The 17,268-nt window shown below is 49.9% G+C and carries 15 protein-coding genes; 9 read left to right on the top strand and 6 right to left on the bottom strand.

All coding sequences use genetic code 11. The annotated features are described in order from the left end of the window. Positions 1 to 75 precede the first annotated feature (75 nt). The 4 genes from nrdD to pyrB all read right to left on the bottom strand — a co-directional run bounded on the left by nrdD (position 76) and on the right by pyrB (position 4,517). Positions 76 to 2,214, bottom strand: coding sequence for an anaerobic ribonucleoside-triphosphate reductase (gene nrdD, locus A6301_RS20530; protein WP_234258621.1), 2,139 nt, complete (start codon positions 2,212 to 2,214; stop codon positions 76 to 78). A 402-nt stretch (positions 2,215 to 2,616) separates the two neighbouring features. Continuing rightward, positions 2,617 to 3,003: a 2-iminobutanoate/2-iminopropanoate deaminase gene (gene ridA, locus A6301_RS20525; protein WP_039354809.1), complete on the bottom strand. Its 387-nt coding sequence runs from the start codon at positions 3,001 to 3,003 to the stop codon at positions 2,617 to 2,619. A gap of 98 nt (positions 3,004 to 3,101) precedes the next feature. Next, positions 3,102 to 3,566 carry an aspartate carbamoyltransferase regulatory subunit gene (gene pyrI / locus A6301_RS20520; RefSeq protein WP_039491703.1) on the bottom strand — a complete coding sequence of 155 codons (465 nt, stop codon included), beginning with the start codon at positions 3,564 to 3,566 and terminating at the stop codon, positions 3,102 to 3,104. A gap of 15 nt (positions 3,567 to 3,581) precedes the next feature. Then, positions 3,582 to 4,517, bottom strand: a complete 936-nt coding sequence (gene pyrB, locus A6301_RS20515; RefSeq protein ID WP_107169436.1) for an aspartate carbamoyltransferase — start codon at positions 4,515 to 4,517, stop codon at positions 3,582 to 3,584. A gap of 448 nt (positions 4,518 to 4,965) precedes the next feature. On the opposite strand from pyrB, the gene A6301_RS20510 reads away from it, so the two are divergent. From A6301_RS20510 to A6301_RS20500, 3 genes are all read left to right on the top strand, one after another. Next, on the top strand, positions 4,966 to 5,430 hold the full coding sequence (locus A6301_RS20510) for a YhcH/YjgK/YiaL family protein (protein ID WP_205540809.1): 465 nt from the start codon (positions 4,966 to 4,968) through the stop codon (positions 5,428 to 5,430). 368 nt (positions 5,431 to 5,798) lie between these two features. Next, entirely contained in the window at positions 5,799 to 6,482 is a 684-nt protein-coding gene (locus A6301_RS20505; RefSeq protein ID WP_234258620.1) for a helix-turn-helix transcriptional regulator, read from the top strand. Positions 6,483 to 6,486: 4 nt separating this feature from the next. Then, complete coding sequence (locus tag A6301_RS20500) at positions 6,487 to 7,152, top strand: PAS domain-containing protein (RefSeq protein ID WP_234258619.1); 666 nt, start codon at positions 6,487 to 6,489, stop codon at positions 7,150 to 7,152. A 52-nt stretch (positions 7,153 to 7,204) separates the two neighbouring features. Here A6301_RS20500 and argF read toward each other — a convergent pair whose 3' ends face one another. Further along, the gene (gene argF / locus A6301_RS20495; protein ID WP_107169440.1) at positions 7,205 to 8,212 is read right to left on the bottom strand and encodes an ornithine carbamoyltransferase; all 1,008 of its coding nucleotides are present in this window, start codon (positions 8,210 to 8,212) and stop codon (positions 7,205 to 7,207) included. Between the two features lie 161 nt (positions 8,213 to 8,373). Between argF and rraB the strand changes: the two genes are divergently transcribed. Further along, positions 8,374 to 8,799, top strand: coding sequence for a ribonuclease E inhibitor RraB (gene rraB / locus A6301_RS20490; RefSeq protein WP_012773090.1), 426 nt, complete (start codon positions 8,374 to 8,376; stop codon positions 8,797 to 8,799). A gap of 109 nt (positions 8,800 to 8,908) precedes the next feature. On the opposite strand, the gene A6301_RS20485 is transcribed toward rraB, so the two are convergent. Beyond that, positions 8,909 to 9,412: a GNAT family N-acetyltransferase gene (locus A6301_RS20485; RefSeq protein ID WP_107169441.1), complete on the bottom strand. Its 504-nt coding sequence runs from the start codon at positions 9,410 to 9,412 to the stop codon at positions 8,909 to 8,911. 294 nt (positions 9,413 to 9,706) lie between these two features. Between A6301_RS20485 and A6301_RS20480 the strand changes: the two genes are divergently transcribed. The 5 genes from A6301_RS20480 (at position 9,707) to A6301_RS20460 (ending at position 17,213) form a co-directional block, all read left to right on the top strand. After that, complete coding sequence (locus tag A6301_RS20480) at positions 9,707 to 10,888, top strand: YjgN family protein (RefSeq protein WP_234258618.1); 1,182 nt, start codon at positions 9,707 to 9,709, stop codon at positions 10,886 to 10,888. 9 nt (positions 10,889 to 10,897) lie between these two features. After that, positions 10,898 to 11,935 carry a M48 family metallopeptidase gene (locus tag A6301_RS20475; RefSeq protein WP_234258617.1) on the top strand — a complete coding sequence of 346 codons (1,038 nt, stop codon included), beginning with the start codon at positions 10,898 to 10,900 and terminating at the stop codon, positions 11,933 to 11,935. A gap of 339 nt (positions 11,936 to 12,274) precedes the next feature. Continuing rightward, positions 12,275 to 13,354, top strand: coding sequence for an alpha/beta fold hydrolase (locus A6301_RS20470; RefSeq protein WP_234258616.1), 1,080 nt, complete (start codon positions 12,275 to 12,277; stop codon positions 13,352 to 13,354). A 211-nt stretch (positions 13,355 to 13,565) separates the two neighbouring features. Beyond that, complete coding sequence (locus tag A6301_RS20465) at positions 13,566 to 15,185, top strand: methyl-accepting chemotaxis protein (RefSeq protein WP_107169445.1); 1,620 nt, start codon at positions 13,566 to 13,568, stop codon at positions 15,183 to 15,185. Between the two features lie 375 nt (positions 15,186 to 15,560). Beyond that, positions 15,561 to 17,213, top strand: a complete 1,653-nt coding sequence (locus A6301_RS20460; RefSeq protein ID WP_234258652.1) for a ShlB/FhaC/HecB family hemolysin secretion/activation protein — start codon at positions 15,561 to 15,563, stop codon at positions 17,211 to 17,213. Positions 17,214 to 17,268: the final 55 nt, after the last annotated feature.

The following is a 17,268-nucleotide window of genomic DNA, read 5'->3' as shown; positions in this document are numbered from 1 at the left end:
GAGCCCATGTTATGAAGCGGGCGCGTGTTGACGGTGCCGCGAAAGGTGGGCCGCATTACTGCGGCCCAGCAGGGATCACCCCAGTTGACCGTTGCCCAGATGCTTAATCCGGCGTTTAACTTCTTCCTGCTTACCGGCGTTGAACGGGCGTGCATCCGGGCTACCGAGGTAACCGCACACACGGCGCGTCACGGAAACGCGCGCTGAGTCGTGGTTACCGCATTTCGGGCAGGTGAAGCCTTTGCTGGTACACTCGAATTCACCCGTGAAGCCACACTCATAGCATTCATCGATCGGCGTGTTGGTGCCGTAATAAGGCACGCGCGTGTAGCTGTAATCCCACACGTCTTCCAGCGCTTTGAGGTTGTGTTGCAGGTTTGGATATTCGCCGTAGCAAATGAACCCACCGTTAGCCAGCGGCGGATAGGGCAGCTCAAAGTCGATTTTCTGATAAGGGTTCACCTTCTTCTCCACATCAAGGTGGAAGCTGTTGGTGTAATAGCCTTTGTCCGTCACGCCTTGTACGACGCCAAACTCGGCGGTATCCAGACGGCAGAAGCGGTCACACAGATTCTCGCTCGGCGTGCTGTACAGGCTGAAGCCGTAACCCGTTTCGTCTTTCCACTGCTCGGTGGCGGCTTTCAGGCGAGTGATAACGGCCACGGCTTTAGCACGTAGCGCCTCATCATCAAACACGTGTGTCTGGCTACCGAAAAGCGCATTGATGGTTTCATGCAGGCCGATATAGCCCAGCGAAATAGAGGCGCGTCCGTTCTTGAAGATGTCCGCGATGCTGTCGTCCGCTTTTAAGCGCACGCCGCAGGCTCCTTCCATATACAGGATTGGCGCGACGCGAGCTTTCACGCTTTCCAACCGCGCAATACGCGTCATCAGCGCTTTCTTCGCCAACGTTAGGCGTTGATCCAGCAACGTCCAGAAGCGGTCTTCATTGCCTTCGGCTTCTAGTGCAATACGCGGCAGGTTCAGGCTGATGACACCCAGATTATTACGCCCGTCGTGAATCTGCTGGCCGTTTTCTTCATAAACGCCGAGGAAGCTGCGGCAGCCCATTGGTGTTTTGAACGAGCCAGTGACGTTAACGACCTGATCGTAGTTCAGGATGTCGGGATACATGCGTTTGCTGGCGCACTCTAACGCGAGCTGCTTGATATCGTAATTCGCATCGCCTGCCTTATGGTTCAGACCGTCGCGGATGGCGAAGACCAGTTTCGGGAACACTGCGGTTTTGTGGTTTTTACCCAGCCCGGCAATGCGGTTGCGCAGAATGGATTCCTGAATCAGACGCGATTCCCAGCAGGTGCCAAGCCCGAAGCCAAAGGTGACAAACGGCGTTTGGCCGTTAGCGGTGTGCAGCGTGTTGACTTCGTATTCCAGTGACTGAAAGGCGTCGTAGCACTCTTTTTCCGTGCGGGTCAGGGCATAGTTTTCTGCATCTGGGATCTTCCACTCTTCTGCCACGGCTTTGTGTTTCGCATGGCTGGCGGTGACGAACGGTGCCAGAATTTCATCAATACGATTAATCGTGGTGCCGCCATAAATGTGGCTGGCGACCTGCGCGATAATCTGTGCGGTGACAGCGGTAGCGGTTGAGATCGACTTCGGTGGCTCAATCTCCGCATTGCCCATTTTGAAGCCGTTGGTCAGCATGCCGTTCAGATCGATCAGCATGCAGTTAAACATCGGGAAGAACGGCGAGTAGTCGAGGTCGTGATAGTGAATCTCACCACGCTCATGCGCCAGTACCACATCACGCGGTAGGATGTACTGTTTAGCGTAATGCTTGGCGACGATGCCTGCCAGCAGATCGCGCTGGGTGGGGATCACTTTACTGTCTTTGTTGGCGTTCTCGTTCAGCAGCGCCATGTTGCTCTGCTCGACCAGACCGCGAATTTCCTGATTGAGGCGACCGTGGCGTTCACGCGCAATATCTCGGTCATGGCGGTATTCGATATAGGTACGCGCCAGTTTTTTGTAACTGCCGGACATCAGCAGATTTTCGACCGCATCCTGAATATCACGGATATCTACACGCGATTTATCCTGCATTTGTTGAGCGACCGCACAGGCCACAGTTGCACAATAGTCTGCATCATTGACACCGGCCGCATGTGCCGCGCGCTCGACCGCCTCTTTGATACGAATTTCATCAAAAGGCACCTGGCAACCGTCCCGTTTAATCACAACTGGTTTCACGTTTTCTTCCTCTAGAAAGGTTATCCACAGGCAAAAGCCCTACCCGACAAGGGTTACAGAGGGCTGTGGATGATACTGTGGATAAACACTATATGTAGGTCGTGTTTATAGGATAGGCACTATATATTGAAATTGCGTAGGGGTGTTTGCGCTTTTATCGCTGCAAAATTGATGTAGAGCAAAGAAATCATCATGTCGGAGCGAATTTGAACCTGAACAAAAAATAGTCAAAAAAGACGATTAAAGCGTGGAGGCTTGCTACGCGCGGGTTGGCAGAAACTCGTCTGTTTTTTGACCGTAATATGTGCCTGGGATGCCCACGAGCTTGCTGTGACGAAAGAAAAAGCAAAAAAAAAAGCGCATCGGTTATCGTGCGCTTTTTGGGGATGGCGCTGCCGAACGTTAGCGGCGAACGGCGATCGCTTCGATTTCGATCTTCACGTCTTTCGGCAGGCGGGCGACTTCAACGCAAGAGCGAGCCGGGAATGGTGCGCTATGTTCGTTGAAGAAGGCTTCATATGCGGTGTTCACGAGAGCGAAATCGTGCAGGTCTTTCACGAACACGGTCATTTTCACGATATCGGACACTTTCAGGCCAGCGGCTTCCACAATCGCCTGAACGTTTTCCAGTGACTGGCGCGTCTGGGCGGTGATGTTGTCAGCCACCAGACCGCTTTTTGGATTCACGGGGATCTGACCAGACGTGAAGATCATACTGCCAAGGTCGACGCCCTGAACATAAGGGCCGATGGCGGCTGGGGCGTGCTCAGTGCTGATAATGCGTGACATGGTATCTCCTTGGTGGGGGCGTAAAAGGAACGCGGACGCAGCCATTATTCAAAAAAGCCCCGTGACAGGCAATGTCCATTACGGGGCAAAGCAGAAAACTAGCGATCTTGCAGCACAGCCTGACGCTCAAACTCTTTCTCACAGTACTTGCACTTCAGGTGAACGTCGCCATCGCGTTGCTTAACGCTGAATGACGATGACACCGGTTCGCTACGGCTGATGCAGTTGCTGTTTGGGCAAGTGAGCACGCCAGTAATGTGGTCTGGCAGCGTCGGCACCAGCTTGCGCACCACGTCATACTCATCAATCTGATTGACGGTCGCCTGCGGTGCGTAAATCGCCAACTGATTCGCCTGCTGTTCCGTTAGAAACACGTTTTCGATCTTGATCAGATCTTTGCGCCCAAGGTGGTTGGACGGCAAATTCAGGCCGATGGTGATGCGCTGGTCTGTCGCCGTCAGTTTAAACAGCGTCAGCAGTTTAAAACCGACCTGTGCGGGAATGTGGTCGATCACCGTGCCACGTTTGATCGCTTCAACCTGTAATTTGTTATCGTGTGTCATGATGGTTTTTTCCTCTTACAGAACCAGTTCGCGATTCAAGACCAGCGCCAGCAGCGCCTGACGGGCGTAAATGCCGTTGCCCGCCTGTTGGAAATAATAGGCGTAAGGCGTGGCATCCACATCAATGGTGATCTCATCGACGCGCGGCAGCGGGTGCAGCACTTTCAAATTCGGGCGGGCGCGGTGCAGGTCGGCGGCGCGCAGGACAAACTGGGATTTGATGTTGATGTATTCGGATGGGTCCAAACGCTCTTTCTGGACGCGTGTCATGTAGAGAATATCCAGTTCGCCGACGACGTCGTCGATGCTGTTGTGCAGGCTGTAGGCAATATTCTTCTCTTTCAGCATGCTCAGAATGTAGTCCGGCATTGCCAATGCGTCTGGGGCGATGAAGTAGAAGCGGTTGCCTTCGAACTTAGCCAGCGCCTGCGTGAGTGAATGCACGGTGCGACCATATTTCAAATCGCCGACCATCGCGATGTTGATGTTATTCAGCCGGCCTTGCGTTTCCTGAATGGTGAACAGATCGAGCAGCGTCTGCGTGGGATGCTGGTTCGCGCCGTCACCAGCGTTCAGTACCGGAATACCGCCAGAAAACTCGGTGGCAAGGCGGGACGCGCCTTCCTGCGGATGACGCATCACGATGGCATCAACATATTGGCTGATGACGGAGATCGTGTCGGCCAGCGTTTCACCCTTTTTCCCCAGCGATGTGTTATTGCTGTCGGCGAAACCGACGACGGAGGCGCCCAGGCGATGCATCGCGGTTTCAAAGGATAGACGCGTCCGGGTGGAGGCCTCGAAGAAGCAACTGGCAATCACTTTATGTTTTAACAGCTCAGGCTGAGGTTTGGCTTTCAGGCTGGCGGCGACATTCAGCGCCAGCTCTAAATCTTCCCGGCTGAGGTCGTTAATCGAAATAATATGTTTTTGATAGAGCGGATTGACCATGTTGTCTTTCTCCTAACGAGTAAACAGGAAATGTCGTATCTGGCGGCCCGGACGGTGGGCAAAAAAAAGCCCCTCATTGAGGGGCTTTCTTAATTGATCGATTGAGCAACGGAAAGGAAAACGCTGGCTGGCTGCCGGATGGCAGTTGTGGTTGAGAACCAACATAAGCAGCGGATTTTTTGGTGTAACGGTGCATGACCCCTCCCGGCAAACTGTCGGAAATTATACGCGCCGACTAGGCTATTTCAAGCAGAAAACGTGGTTTTTTACGCATCGCAATCGGTTGCGGAGTGAGTGCTATGCGCATGGTGGCTGTAGGCAGGGGAAGAGTGGTTGAGAAGAGTGATGAGCAGTTCACTGTTTCGGATTAACGCGCTGGCGGGCGTCACATTTGGAGAGTATAAGGATTGTAAAACAGGGTTTCATTTTTTCTATCAACGAGGTTTTTATGATTACTGGCAATGTCCACCACCTTGATCTGGTTCCTTATCTGCCTGCCAAACTGCGTGAAGCGATTGAGTACGTGAAGCAAAATATCACGGCGGATACCCCGCTGGGCAAGCACGATATCGAGGGTAACAACGTATTCGTGCTGATCTCCAACGACAGCACCGATCTGCTGGAAAAGCGCCGCGCCGAGTATCATGCCAAATATCTGGACATTCAGATTGTGTTGTCCGGTGTGGAAGGGATGACGTTCAGCAACCTACCTGCGGGCAAACCGGATACCGATTGGCTGGCGGATAAAGACATTGCTTTCCTGCCTGCGGGCGAGCAGGAAAAACAGTTTGTGATGCAGGAAGGGGATTTTGTCGTCTTCTTCCCAGGTGAAGTGCACAAACCGCTGTGTGCTGTTGGCGAACCCGCGCACGTGCGCAAAGCCGTGGTGAAAATCGACGCATCGCTGGTGTAGGATTTCTGTGAACAAGGAACGTTCAACCATACAATGGAAGAAAAGAATGGCAATAATGCCTCAGATGCCTCTCGGTGGTTTTCCCCTTCTACAGAGTGGTAAAGGAAAAACCACATAAATACCGCAAGGCCTAGAAAAAAATAGCCAGTCAGCTGCTTAACCGACTGGCATTATTCAGAAAATGATTTTCTTGCTAGAAAATCTCATGATCTTTCGATTATAGGTATATTATTACTTTAAATTATGTAGGATGTTTTCCCTGGCATTGGCCTGTCACAGACTTTTTATTCTATTTTAGTTTTTATAAACAGGTGCATATCAGGTACGGCATATTTTATGTAGGGTAATTTTAATGTAGGGATGCGCTGATGAAAAAAATTACATTACCTGACAGATTAATCGCCATGTTCGAAGGCGACCCTCTTGTCGGCTGGGCAATAAAAGACACAAACTCCCGTTTTATTTATGTCAATAACACCTTTAAAACCTGGCAAACCATATCAACTCGTTATGATTATGAAGGCTTGAATATTAGGGATATCCCTGTTCCTGTTGCCGAATTTTCAGACATTTTTAACCAGCAGGAACGAGAGATAGAGCGTACGGGTAAGGCGGTGAGAGCCATTACAACGCATATTCAAGGCACGGAAAAAATAATGCAGCCTGCCTACAATATTCAGGAGCCAATCTATGATGAACATCGCAACTGTATAGGCACAGTTATCAGCGTCAGACATGTTAGGATCATCACACCGACCTCGTTGCTAAATGGAACTATAATTCAACACTCCACCTTCGAGCCCCCTTCTACAATATTTACCGAGAAGGAGTGGGAGGTTATTTACCTGCTTGTCTGTGGGATGATGCTTAAAGATATAAGCAGCATCCTCTCAATCACCGTCGATGCCGTTAACAGCAGACTCCGAAGTTGCTACAGAAAAACAGGCTTGAATTCACTATCAGGCTTAAAGGAATACTGTAGAGATAACCGATTTGATAACTACATCCCGCTGTTCTTTCTGAAAAAAGGACATATCATTATCAGAGGCTAACCTGATGGACCCAGATTTGACTCCTGTTGAGTATTACTTTGATAACTCTTTGTTTGGCTGGGCAATAAAGGACTGTAACTCCCAGTATGTTTATGGCAATAAGATGGCATGCCAGTATTTCGGCGTAACAGAAAATAAACTTTTAGGCTGTCTCGACACTGACTTAACGCCTGATATCAGCGAGCACTACGGCCATATACTGCATGACGACCAAAAAATATTGACCACAAATGAAATGAGTATTGTCCTCAAAACATTTGATTACGGAAGACGAAATAGACTCAGGTCTTTTCTGGTGGAGAAGCGCCCTTGGCGGCTCAATGATGGCAATGACGGGATTGTTTGCACTTACATAGAAATCACCAATGTTTACTTTTCAACCTTTCTTATGCCATGCGAAAGGAAGCCCGTTGTGTTCACCCGACCGGCAAATATTTTTACAGACAAGGAGTGGGAGGTTGTTCTTTTACTACAGAGCGGGGTGAAGCAGAACCGTATTCCGGACATACTCGGTATAAGTTCTTCAACGCTTCGTAACCGGATAACGCGTTGCTGTGATAAAGCAGGTGTGGCAAACAGCACCGCCCTGATCCAACACTGCAACCAAAAAGGGTGGGATAACTACATTCCTCCTTTTTTTCTGATAAAAGGGCATGTGTCGATTACCTGAGGGACTGCCTACCTCTGATCTGTTTTTAAACACATCAAAGGCAGGCTAAATCTTAATCTTGTACCAGCGTGGCGACCATCACGGCTTTAATGGTGTGCATGCGGTTTTCCGCCTGATCGAACACGATACTGTGTGCGGATTCAAAGACCTCGTCCGTGACTTCCATTCCGCCGTGCAGGCCGTACTGTTCCGCCATTTGTTGACCCATGGTCGTCTGGTCATCATGGAATGCAGGCAGGCAGTGCAGAAATTTCACCTGTGGATTGCCCGTTGCGGCGATCATCGCCGTGTTCACCTGATACGGTTTCAGCAGTGCGATACGCTCCTTCCAGGTCTCTTTCGGCTCGCCCATGGAAACCCAAACGTCGGTATAAATGAAATCTGCGCCCGCAACGCCTGCGGCGATATCTTCCGTCAGCGTGATGCTGCCACCCGTTTGCTCTGCCGCTGCCTGACACTCAGCCACCAGACCGGCATCCGGCCAGCAGGCTTTTGGCGCAACAAGGCGTAAATCTAATCCGGTCAGCGCTGCCGCTTCCAGCATGGTGTTGCCCATGTTGTTGCGCGCATCGCCCACGTAAACGAGCGTCATCTCTGACAGCGCTTTACTTGGCAAATGTTCCTGCATTGTCAGCAGATCGGCCAGCAACTGTGTGGGGTGGAATTCGTTTGTCAGTCCGTTCCACACTGGCACACCGGCGTATTGCGCCAGCGTTTCCACAATTTGCTGACCGTAGCCGCGATATTGAATGCCGTCGTACATTCTTCCCAGTACACGTGCGGTATCCTTGATGGATTCTTTATGACCGATTTGGCTACCGCTCGGGCCGAGATAGGTCACTTGCGCGCCCTGATCGTATGCAGCAACTTCGAAAGAGCAGCGAGTACGAGTCGAATCTTTTTCGAAGATGAGTGCGATATTTTTACCTTGCAGGCGGCGGGCTTCGGTCCCGTTTTTTTTATCAGCCTTTAGTGTCGTTGACAGAGTTAAAAGATGGGCAATTTCTGCGGGTGTAAAATCCATTAACCTTAAAAAGTGACGTTTATAGAATGGTTGCATGATGTATCTCTCCATGTGGCTCAATACTATTGATTGAATTAAAATTCACTTTATATGTGTAATTATTCAAATTCAAGTGGTGATATCAAACTTTGTGGTGGAGCAAGCCGCAGGGCTGTGGGACAATAAGCAATATTACGTCGATTAATGAGGACTGAGGCATGGCAAATCGCGAATTACTGGAAGAACAACGGGAAGAGACACGCCTGATCATTGAAGAACTGCTGGATGATGGCAGCGATCCTGACGCGCTCTATACCATTGAACACCATTTCTCCGCTGAGAAGTTTGAAGTGTTGGAAAAAGTTGCTGTAGAAGCCTTCAAACTGGGCTACGAAGTGACGGATGCGGAAGAACTGGAAGTGGAAGATGGCGTGTTGCTGATGTGCTGTGATGCCATCAGTGAAGTTGCGCTGAATGCGGAACTGATCGACGCACAGGTAGAACAGCTGCTGGCGTTGGCAGAACGCCACGGTGTGAATTACGACGGTTGGGGCACCTACTTCGAAGATCCAGATGGTGAAGGCGAAGAAGACGGAGATGACGAAGATTTTTATGATGAAGATGATGACGGCAAGCGCCACTAATTATTGAGTCATTAACTCGAAAGAACACGCCTCACTGAAAACGCCGCCGGAACCCCTGCGGCGTTTTTTATTCGGTATGACAGCGCGTTATTACCGTACTTTCAGCCTATTACAGTACCTTCAGCATCGTCACTTCACAATCGGTATGACCCGTGTTACCCATTGAGTGGGGAATTAGCTCGAAGCCCAGTGATTCATACAGCCGGATCGCGCTGGTCAGGTGTCCGGTTGTTTCCAGATAGCAGCGGCGAAAACCCTGCTCACGTGCAAAATCAAGTGCCTGTATTGCTAGCTGACGTGCCAAACCTTTACCCCGCACGACGGGTAGGAAATACATCTTCTGTAATTCACACACATCCTCCTCCCCTGCGACCAGCGGGGCAACGCCGCCGCCGCCCACGACCCGGCCGTCATATTCAACCACCCAGTAGGCGCTTTTCGGCTGACTATATAGAGTAAACAGCGTATCCAGATTAGGGTCGGAAACGGTGTAACCTTTGTCGGCCGTCAAACCAAATTCAGCAGAAACCTGGCGGATGACTTGTGCGATGGCTGCATCGTCCTGTTCGGTGATTGGACGTAGCTGAAGATTGGTGGAGGTCGCGGTTGTCATAATACGTACTCTTGTTCTTACGGTTTACGAGGGTAATGATCTTGGCCGATTGTAATACCATTTCAGGCCACATTGATGCAACGTCTATACTCGCCGACTTCACGTTATCAATGTGTTTTTTACTTTGTGGATTTCCCTATTCCATGTAATTAGTAAGTATATGAACTTGTTTGATTTTTGTTAACTTTTATTGTTGTGATTAACAGGACATGCTTAAATGAGCCGCTTTTTGTATGCCACTAACGTATCGAATAATACGTTTATCTGGCTTATTTCTTTTAGGATGAAAGGGTTATGACCATCAATACTTCAAAAGATAGCGCGCTGCATCGCGTGCAGTTTCATGGTAAGGCTGGGGAATATTTTGCAATTTGGCTGGTGAATGCGTTATTAACGGTCATCACTCTCGGTATTTATTCTGCCTGGGCCACGGTGCGTCGGCGTCGTTATTTTTACGGTAATACAGAAATTAACGGTGACCGTTTTGATTACCACGCGCAGCCTATTCAGATCCTTAAAGGACGTCTGCTGGTTATCGCCGGTTTGATTCTGTTTTATTTTGTATTGGCGATGTCACCCACGCTGGGGACGATTCTTGCATTGGCATTTGCGGCACTTATTCCGGTTATCGTGATCCGCAACTGGCGTTATGGTGCCATTATGTCTAGTTATCGCGGCGTCCGTTTTAACTATCATTGCAAGACGGGCCGTGCGTATTGGGTATTGCTGCTTTGCCCTATCCTGTTACTGCTGGCTTTTTATATTGCTCTGGTTGTGGTTATCATGATCGGTATGCAGAGCAATAGCCCAATTCTGATTGGGTTTATTACGCTGGCTATTGCTATTCCGGGGTTTGCCGCGGTAAATGGCATCATGAAAATGATGCAGCTTGATTTCTATGTGAATAATCTGTTCTTCGGTAAAACCGCGTTTAACGCAGAATTAACGAAAGCAGCGTTTATTAAATTCTCCCTGGTTAGCCTGCTGATTTTTGTTCCTTTCCTGATCGCATCGTTGTCATTCATGAGCTCATTCTTCTTCACGCTATTCCAAACTATTATGATGGGTGGTGGAAATGAAGATCTCGTCATGATGATGCTGCTGAGCAACGTCTTTAATATGATCATGATGGTTGTTGTGGCGCTGCTGGGTGTGCTGGTTTCCAGCAGCTATCTGGTGGTCGCGCAGCGTAATTATCTGTTTAATCAGACGTCGCTGAACGGTGGTGTGAAATTGCACTCTTCCATGCAAACGATGTCTTACATGGGGCTGCTGATAACCAATAGCCTGATCACTATTTTCTCTTTGGGTTGGGCTGCACCAGTCGCAGAGATTCGCCATGCACGCTATATCGCGAATGCGACAGCGGTTGAAGGCAATCTGGCACTGCTGCACGTTCAGGCACATCAGGACACAGCAAACAGCGCACTGGCCGAAGAAGCGGTGCAGGCGCTCGATTTGGGTGTCGGCCTGTAAGGCAGGAATATGAATATTGAGGGGCATTATCAATACCCCGGATTGGCGGCCCGCGTGGCCGCTTCTCTTCATTTAACGGACAATGGTTCGACGATGGTGCTGAACACCGGGTCATCGAACACCACATTTGCGTTGGAGCAGGTCACGGTTTCCGATGCGCTGGGTTCTATTCCTCTGATATTAACGTTTCCTGATGGCGGTCGTTTTGTTCCTGCCGACGATCCCGTTTTTCGTGCCTGGTATTCCGCACGACGCCGGCCGGGGTTTGTCCATCGGCTGGAACGCCATAAGCGTGGTGTGATTTTCACGTTATTTGCCACGATTTTGATCGTCATAAACTACGTTTACGTGGTGTTGCCTTGGGCGAGTTCCGCGCTGGCGCTACGCATCCCTACCGCTATCGAACAGCAACTGGGACAACATACGCTGAAGCTGCTGCGGCACAGTGATTTTAAGTCTTCCAAACTGCCTATTGAACGTCAGCAGGCGATGCAAACGCTGTTTCGGCAGGTTATGCCCGCCGATATGCGGGAAGATAAAACGCCGTTGCGTCTGGAGATCATGGCTGCGCCTATCGGACCGAACGCTTTCATGCTGGCGGATGGCACGCTGATTATCAGTGACGATCTGGTGAAGCTGGCGAAAAATGACAACGAACTGGCGGCGGTGATGCTGCATGAAATGGCGCACCACGCCTATCGCCATCCAATGCGCATGGTGGTGCGCTCATCGCTGGTGTCGTTGACATTCATGTGGATGACGGGAGATGTGAGTGGAATCGGTGATACCGTGTTGCAGTCTGCCGCCTTTATCAACGAGATGCAGTTTTCTCGCGATATGGAGCGGGAGGCCGATGCATGGGCAATAACAAAAATGCAGCAACAAGGGCGTTCGCTTCAGTCAATGCAGGCAATGTATCGAGCCTTGCTCAATCACGACCGCAGCGGGGATGAGGTTGAATCGCTGGATTTACCCGATTGGCTGAGTACACACCCAGATATGGACGAGCGGCTGAGAACAATTGAAAGAGAAATGAATCAGCACTGATCCTCAACGCCAATGTTACCCCTTCCTTATGCCGATAGTGTGCGGATATCACCGCGCACTATCGGCATTCTTGTTCGCGATATGAACGACTTTTCCCACTTTTTGTTGTTTTTATGGACGTTAATGCCGAGCGGAAAGTATGAGCGGCGTAGTCAGACGATTAACGGGAATGCGTTAAATGTCATTCTATTGAAAACTTCTTATAGAATATTTCGTTATAAATAAAAAAATCAGATAATAATATCTTTTTATTATTAGCTCACTTATGTTTATTGGGATTTTTCCTAATAGACATTAAAATCGCGGCTTCACGACTTCATGATTACCGAAGAGCTATTTATGGTTAACCGAATACTATCAGGGGTGGTGGGTGCATTTCTGTTAATGCTGTCACCATTAACGTATGCACAGACCAATTTTTCAGCACCACAAGAAGGCGATTGGATCGCGCCAGAATTTACCTTCAACAGCGGCGAAAAATTAAAAGATCTGCGCATTCACTATTACACGCTCGGTGATAAAACCAAGCCTGCCGTGTTATTACTGCATGGAACGAATCAGCCGATTAAAGCGCTGTTAGCAAATGGCTTTGGCGGAGAGCTTTTCGGGCCGGGTCAGGCGCTGGATAGCAGCAAATACTTTATTATCATGCCGGAGAGCATTGGTTCTGGAAAATCTTCCAAGCCGTCAGACGGCTTACGGATGAAATTTCCTCAGTACGATTATAACGATATGGTGCAGGCGCAATATCGCTTAATCAAAGAAGGACTGGGGATTAACCACCTGCGTCTGGTGATGGGATATTCCATGGGCGGAATGCAGACCTGGCTCTGGGGGGAAAAATACCCGGACATGATGGATGCATTGGTGCCAATGGCGTCGTTGCCAAACGAGCTGTCTGGCCGTAACTGGATGATGCGTCGCATCTTGATTGAATCCATCAAGAATGATCCAGCCTGGAATAATGGCGATTATACGCAGCAGCCGCCGACGCTAAAAACGGCCAGTATTATGTTTAGTATTGCGACTACTGGCGGAACGCTGGCCTATCAGAGCAAAGCGCCGACACGTGCACAGGCGGACAAACTGGTAGCGGATCGTCTTGCCGCACCATCAACCAGCGATGCGAATGACTTTATTTATATCTGGGGTTCGTCTGCAAATTATAATGCTGCGCCGGAGCTGAATAAAATTAAAGCCCCTGTTCTGGTGATTAACTCTGCGGATGATGAGCGTAATCCTGTTGAAACAGGCGTCCTGGATAATGAGCTAAAGAAAATTAAGCAGGCGACCTTGTTCCTTATTCCCGCCAGTAACGAAACCAGCGGGCATGGCACGATGATGTCGGCGAAGTTTTATAAAGATGAGCTGCAACGTTTCTTAGACAAAAATCAGTCTCAGGAAAAGAATAAAAAATAAATATTAACGGTCGACAGAAAGTCTATTTCTGTCGATCATTATTTTCTTTATACGTTTCTTTATTTTATTACGGTTTTATAACCAGTTTATTTCAGTTCGTGGAAATTCACACGTCTGGAAAATGAATAACGACTATTACGTAAATAACTGAACGGCTCTGATCTGGAGCTGGCGCCCACCCTTTCTTATTTTCAGACCACAGGGATAATTTATGTTTCGTAAGATAAAGATCCGTACTGCACTCAGCATGATGGTGTTTTCATTAGCGGCGCTACTGCTTTTTGTCGGCGTGTTAGGGTTGGTTGCGGTTCAGTCGGGGAATAAATCATTTGCCCGTGTCGATATGGAAGTGCTGCCAGGGTTGGTTGCGTTGAATGACAGCTCCGAACTGCTGTTGCGTGGTCGGTTAGATTTACGTCTGTACGAATCATTAATGGGCAAAGGGGATGTCGAGGCGGCTAAAGTCGCACTGGGACGTGCCAGAGGCAAGGTCGATGGTGCCAGCGAGAAATGGCAGGAATATTTGAAATATCCGCAGTCCGAAGAAGAAAAAGTCATTTCTACGGACATGGCCGAGAAGCGTAATACGCTGATGCAAGAGTTTATTGACCCGGCATTTGCGGCGCTGAACGCCGGGAATCTGGATGAATATCGCCAGCGTGCAGGGAAGTCGACAGTGCTGTATGCCGCGTTTGATAAATCTTCTAAAGCGCTGGTTGCCTTCAAGCTGAAGAGTATTGATGAAGCCTACGCGGATTCGAATGGGCGTGTGGAACTCATGGAAACCATCCTGTACGCCGCGATTGCCTGTGCGTTGCTGCTGGCTGCACTGGCCTGGTCCGTGATGACCAACCTTATCGTGAAACCGTTGAATCAGGCTATTTCCGTCTTTGACCGCATCGCGGAAGGCGACCTGCGTGCGCAGATTGATAGCAGCGGGAAAAATGAAATTGCGCAGTTGTTCGCCGCAGTTCAGCGTATGCGTGACGGGCTGGAAAACATGGTGCGCGTGGTGCGTAACGGTACTGATGCGATCAGCATCGGCGTTGAGGAAATCGCATCCGGCAATATCGATCTCTCCAGCCGTACCGAGCAGCAGGCGGCCTCGTTGGACGAAACGGCTTCAAGCATGGAGCAGATCATGTCAACGGTGAAAAACAACGAAGACAACACGCGTAAAGCCAACGATCTGGCGCAGAAAGCTTCGGATTCTGCGTCTCGCGGCGGGAATGTTGTCACCGAAGTGGTTGATACGATGCGTTCTATTAAGCAAAGCTCTGCCAAAATCTCCGACATTGTTGGGGTGATAGACGGCATCGCTTTCCAGACTAACCTGTTAGCACTGAACGCTGCGGTAGAATCTGCCCGTGCAGGTCAATATGGTAAAGGCTTTGCTGTGGTGGCTTCCGAAGTGCGGATGCTGGCTGCACGTAGTGCGACAGCAGCGAAAGAGATTGGCACCATGATTGATGCCTCCCTCAGCCGTATTGAAAAGGGCGCAGGGCTGGTTGAACTGGCGGGTAATACCATGGACGAAGTGCTGATGGATGTGAAAAAAGTGGTCGATATCATGGATGAAATCACGCTGGCTTCCAGCGAGCAGAGCCGCGGCATTTCGCAGATTAATATCGCTATTAATCAGATGGACGGTGTGACGCAGCAGAATGCGTCATTGGTATCCGAAGTGGCGACCTCAGCAAATGCGCTTCAGGAGCAGGTTATTAACCTGCAACAGTCCGTTTCCCGTTTTCAGATCGCAAGAGAAGAGGTGGAAATGAACAATGCTCTGCCCGGTTTGCGTCAGAACATTGCGCTGGCCGATGCTCGCTAATCATTAAATGCCCCACCGTCTGTTTCCTTACCCGCTTTAGCTAAGGGAACAGACGGTACTCCCTCAGAACCGCATCGTCACGCGATAGATACTTCGACATGTAAACCTATCAGAACGCTACGCTCGCCCCTTTATTTTTCCGCTGTTCTGCCAATGACAGATAAGAACGAATAAGACTGTTCCCATTCCTAATATGTTTATCCGAGATGAAAATGTAACTAATTATTTTCATTTTCAGGTTTATTTATCATGACAAGGATCGTTTGTTTTGATTTTTTATCATTAAAAATCAATAAAATAAAATCTATCCCATTAACGTTCTCTGTATCGTTTCGTCCGTTATTGTTCACGCTGCCTTTACCTTTCTTTGCAGTCATGGCGAATGCGGCTACGCCCGCTGAGTTGCAACAGCTCGATCAACGTCAGATCAACCAACAGCAAATCAATCAGCAGGAACGGCAGCGTGCGCAAGAGCGACAGCTTTCACCTCAGGCTCCGGATGTCCGCCTGCAAGAACCAGGGGCATTTCTGACACGGCTGCATTTTCCCGTGGAGATGACGCCCTGCTTTCCCATTAACAAGGTGGAATTACAGGGAAAGAAGGATTTTCCCAGTTGGCTACCGTTGCAGCGGCTGGCCGATCAGGCGGTGAACCAATGTCTGGGCGGTAAAGGCATTAACCTGTTAATGAGCGCGCTGCAAAACCGTCTGGTGAATCACGGCTATGTGACCGCTCGCGTGCTGGCACCTGCTCAGGATCTGAAAAGCGGTACGCTGAAGCTGGTGGTGATGGCCGGTAAGGTTGGCAAGATAACGCTGTCGCCGGACAGTGACCGCTATATTCAGCTCTATAGCGCTTTGCCTGCACGCGAAGGTGAACTGCTTGATTTGCGCGATATCGAGCAGGGGCTGGAGAATTTACAGCGCGTGCCGACAGCACTGGCTGATATGCAACTGGTTCCGGGAGAGAAACCGGGCGAAAGCGATATCGTTGTTAGCTATAAACAAGCAAAACACTGGCGGCTTGGTGCGACGCTGGATGATTCCGGCACCAAAAGCACAGGGCGCTATCAGGGCGGTCTGACGCTTTTCCTCGATAATCCCTTTTCACTTAGCGACACGTTTTATCTCTACGGTGGTCACGATCTGCAAGGGCGTACCAGTAAAGGCAGCAAGAGCTACGTTGCCCACTACTCGGTGCCGTTTGGCTACTGGCAGGCGGGGATGACCGCCAGCGGTTATGACTATCACCAGACGATAGCCGGATTGAATGAAAACTATACCTATAAAGGTGAAAACGAGAGCCTCAATTTCCAACTGAGTCGAGTATTACATCGTAGCGGTAGCCAGAAGACGTCGGTGAGTTATGAGGTCATGACGCGTGAATCACGCAATTTTGTCAATGATACCGAGGTTGAGGTACAGCGGCGTAAAACGGCGGGATGGCGTCTGGGCTTACAGCATCGTCACTATATTTCCCAAGCCACGCTGGATGCTGCCGTTAGCTATCAGCGCGGCACTCGCTGGTTCGGGGCGCAGCCCGTTCCAGAAGAAACCAACGACGAAGGAACCGGGCTGTCAAAAATTATTCAGTTCTCTTCCGAGTTGGATGTCCCCTTCGCCGTGTTTGATGAAGCTTTCCGCTACAACGTGCAATACCGCCGTCAGCTCGCGAGTACCCGCCTGACGGCACAAGATCAATTCTCCATTGGTAACCGCTGGACGGTTCGCGGCTTTGACGGTGAGCTCACGCTCAGCGCCGACGACGGTTGGCTGGTACGCAATGAGCTCGCCTGGCGCACGCCGCTTCAGAATCAGGAACTGTATCTGGGTGTGGATTACGGCGAGATCAGTAACAACAGTAAAGAGCGGCTGATTGGTAACCATTTGGCAGGTGGTGTCATCGGGGTACGTGGCAACGTATTGAGCACCGGCTATGACCTGTTTGCGGGCATTCCGTTTTCCAAGCCTGATGGCTTTGAAACCAGCCCGGCCGTCTTCGGTTTCAGCCTGAACTGGCAGTACTGAAGCATCCGTCGGAATGCGCCAGTCATAAACCTGTTTGTTGAAAAATTTCTTTCTT

The organism is Pectobacterium sp. IFB5596, from assembly GCF_021432585.1.
Classification (GTDB): Bacteria; Pseudomonadota; Gammaproteobacteria; order Enterobacterales; family Enterobacteriaceae; genus Pectobacterium; species Pectobacterium punjabense.
This window is presented reverse-complemented; position numbering and strand designations above follow the sequence as displayed.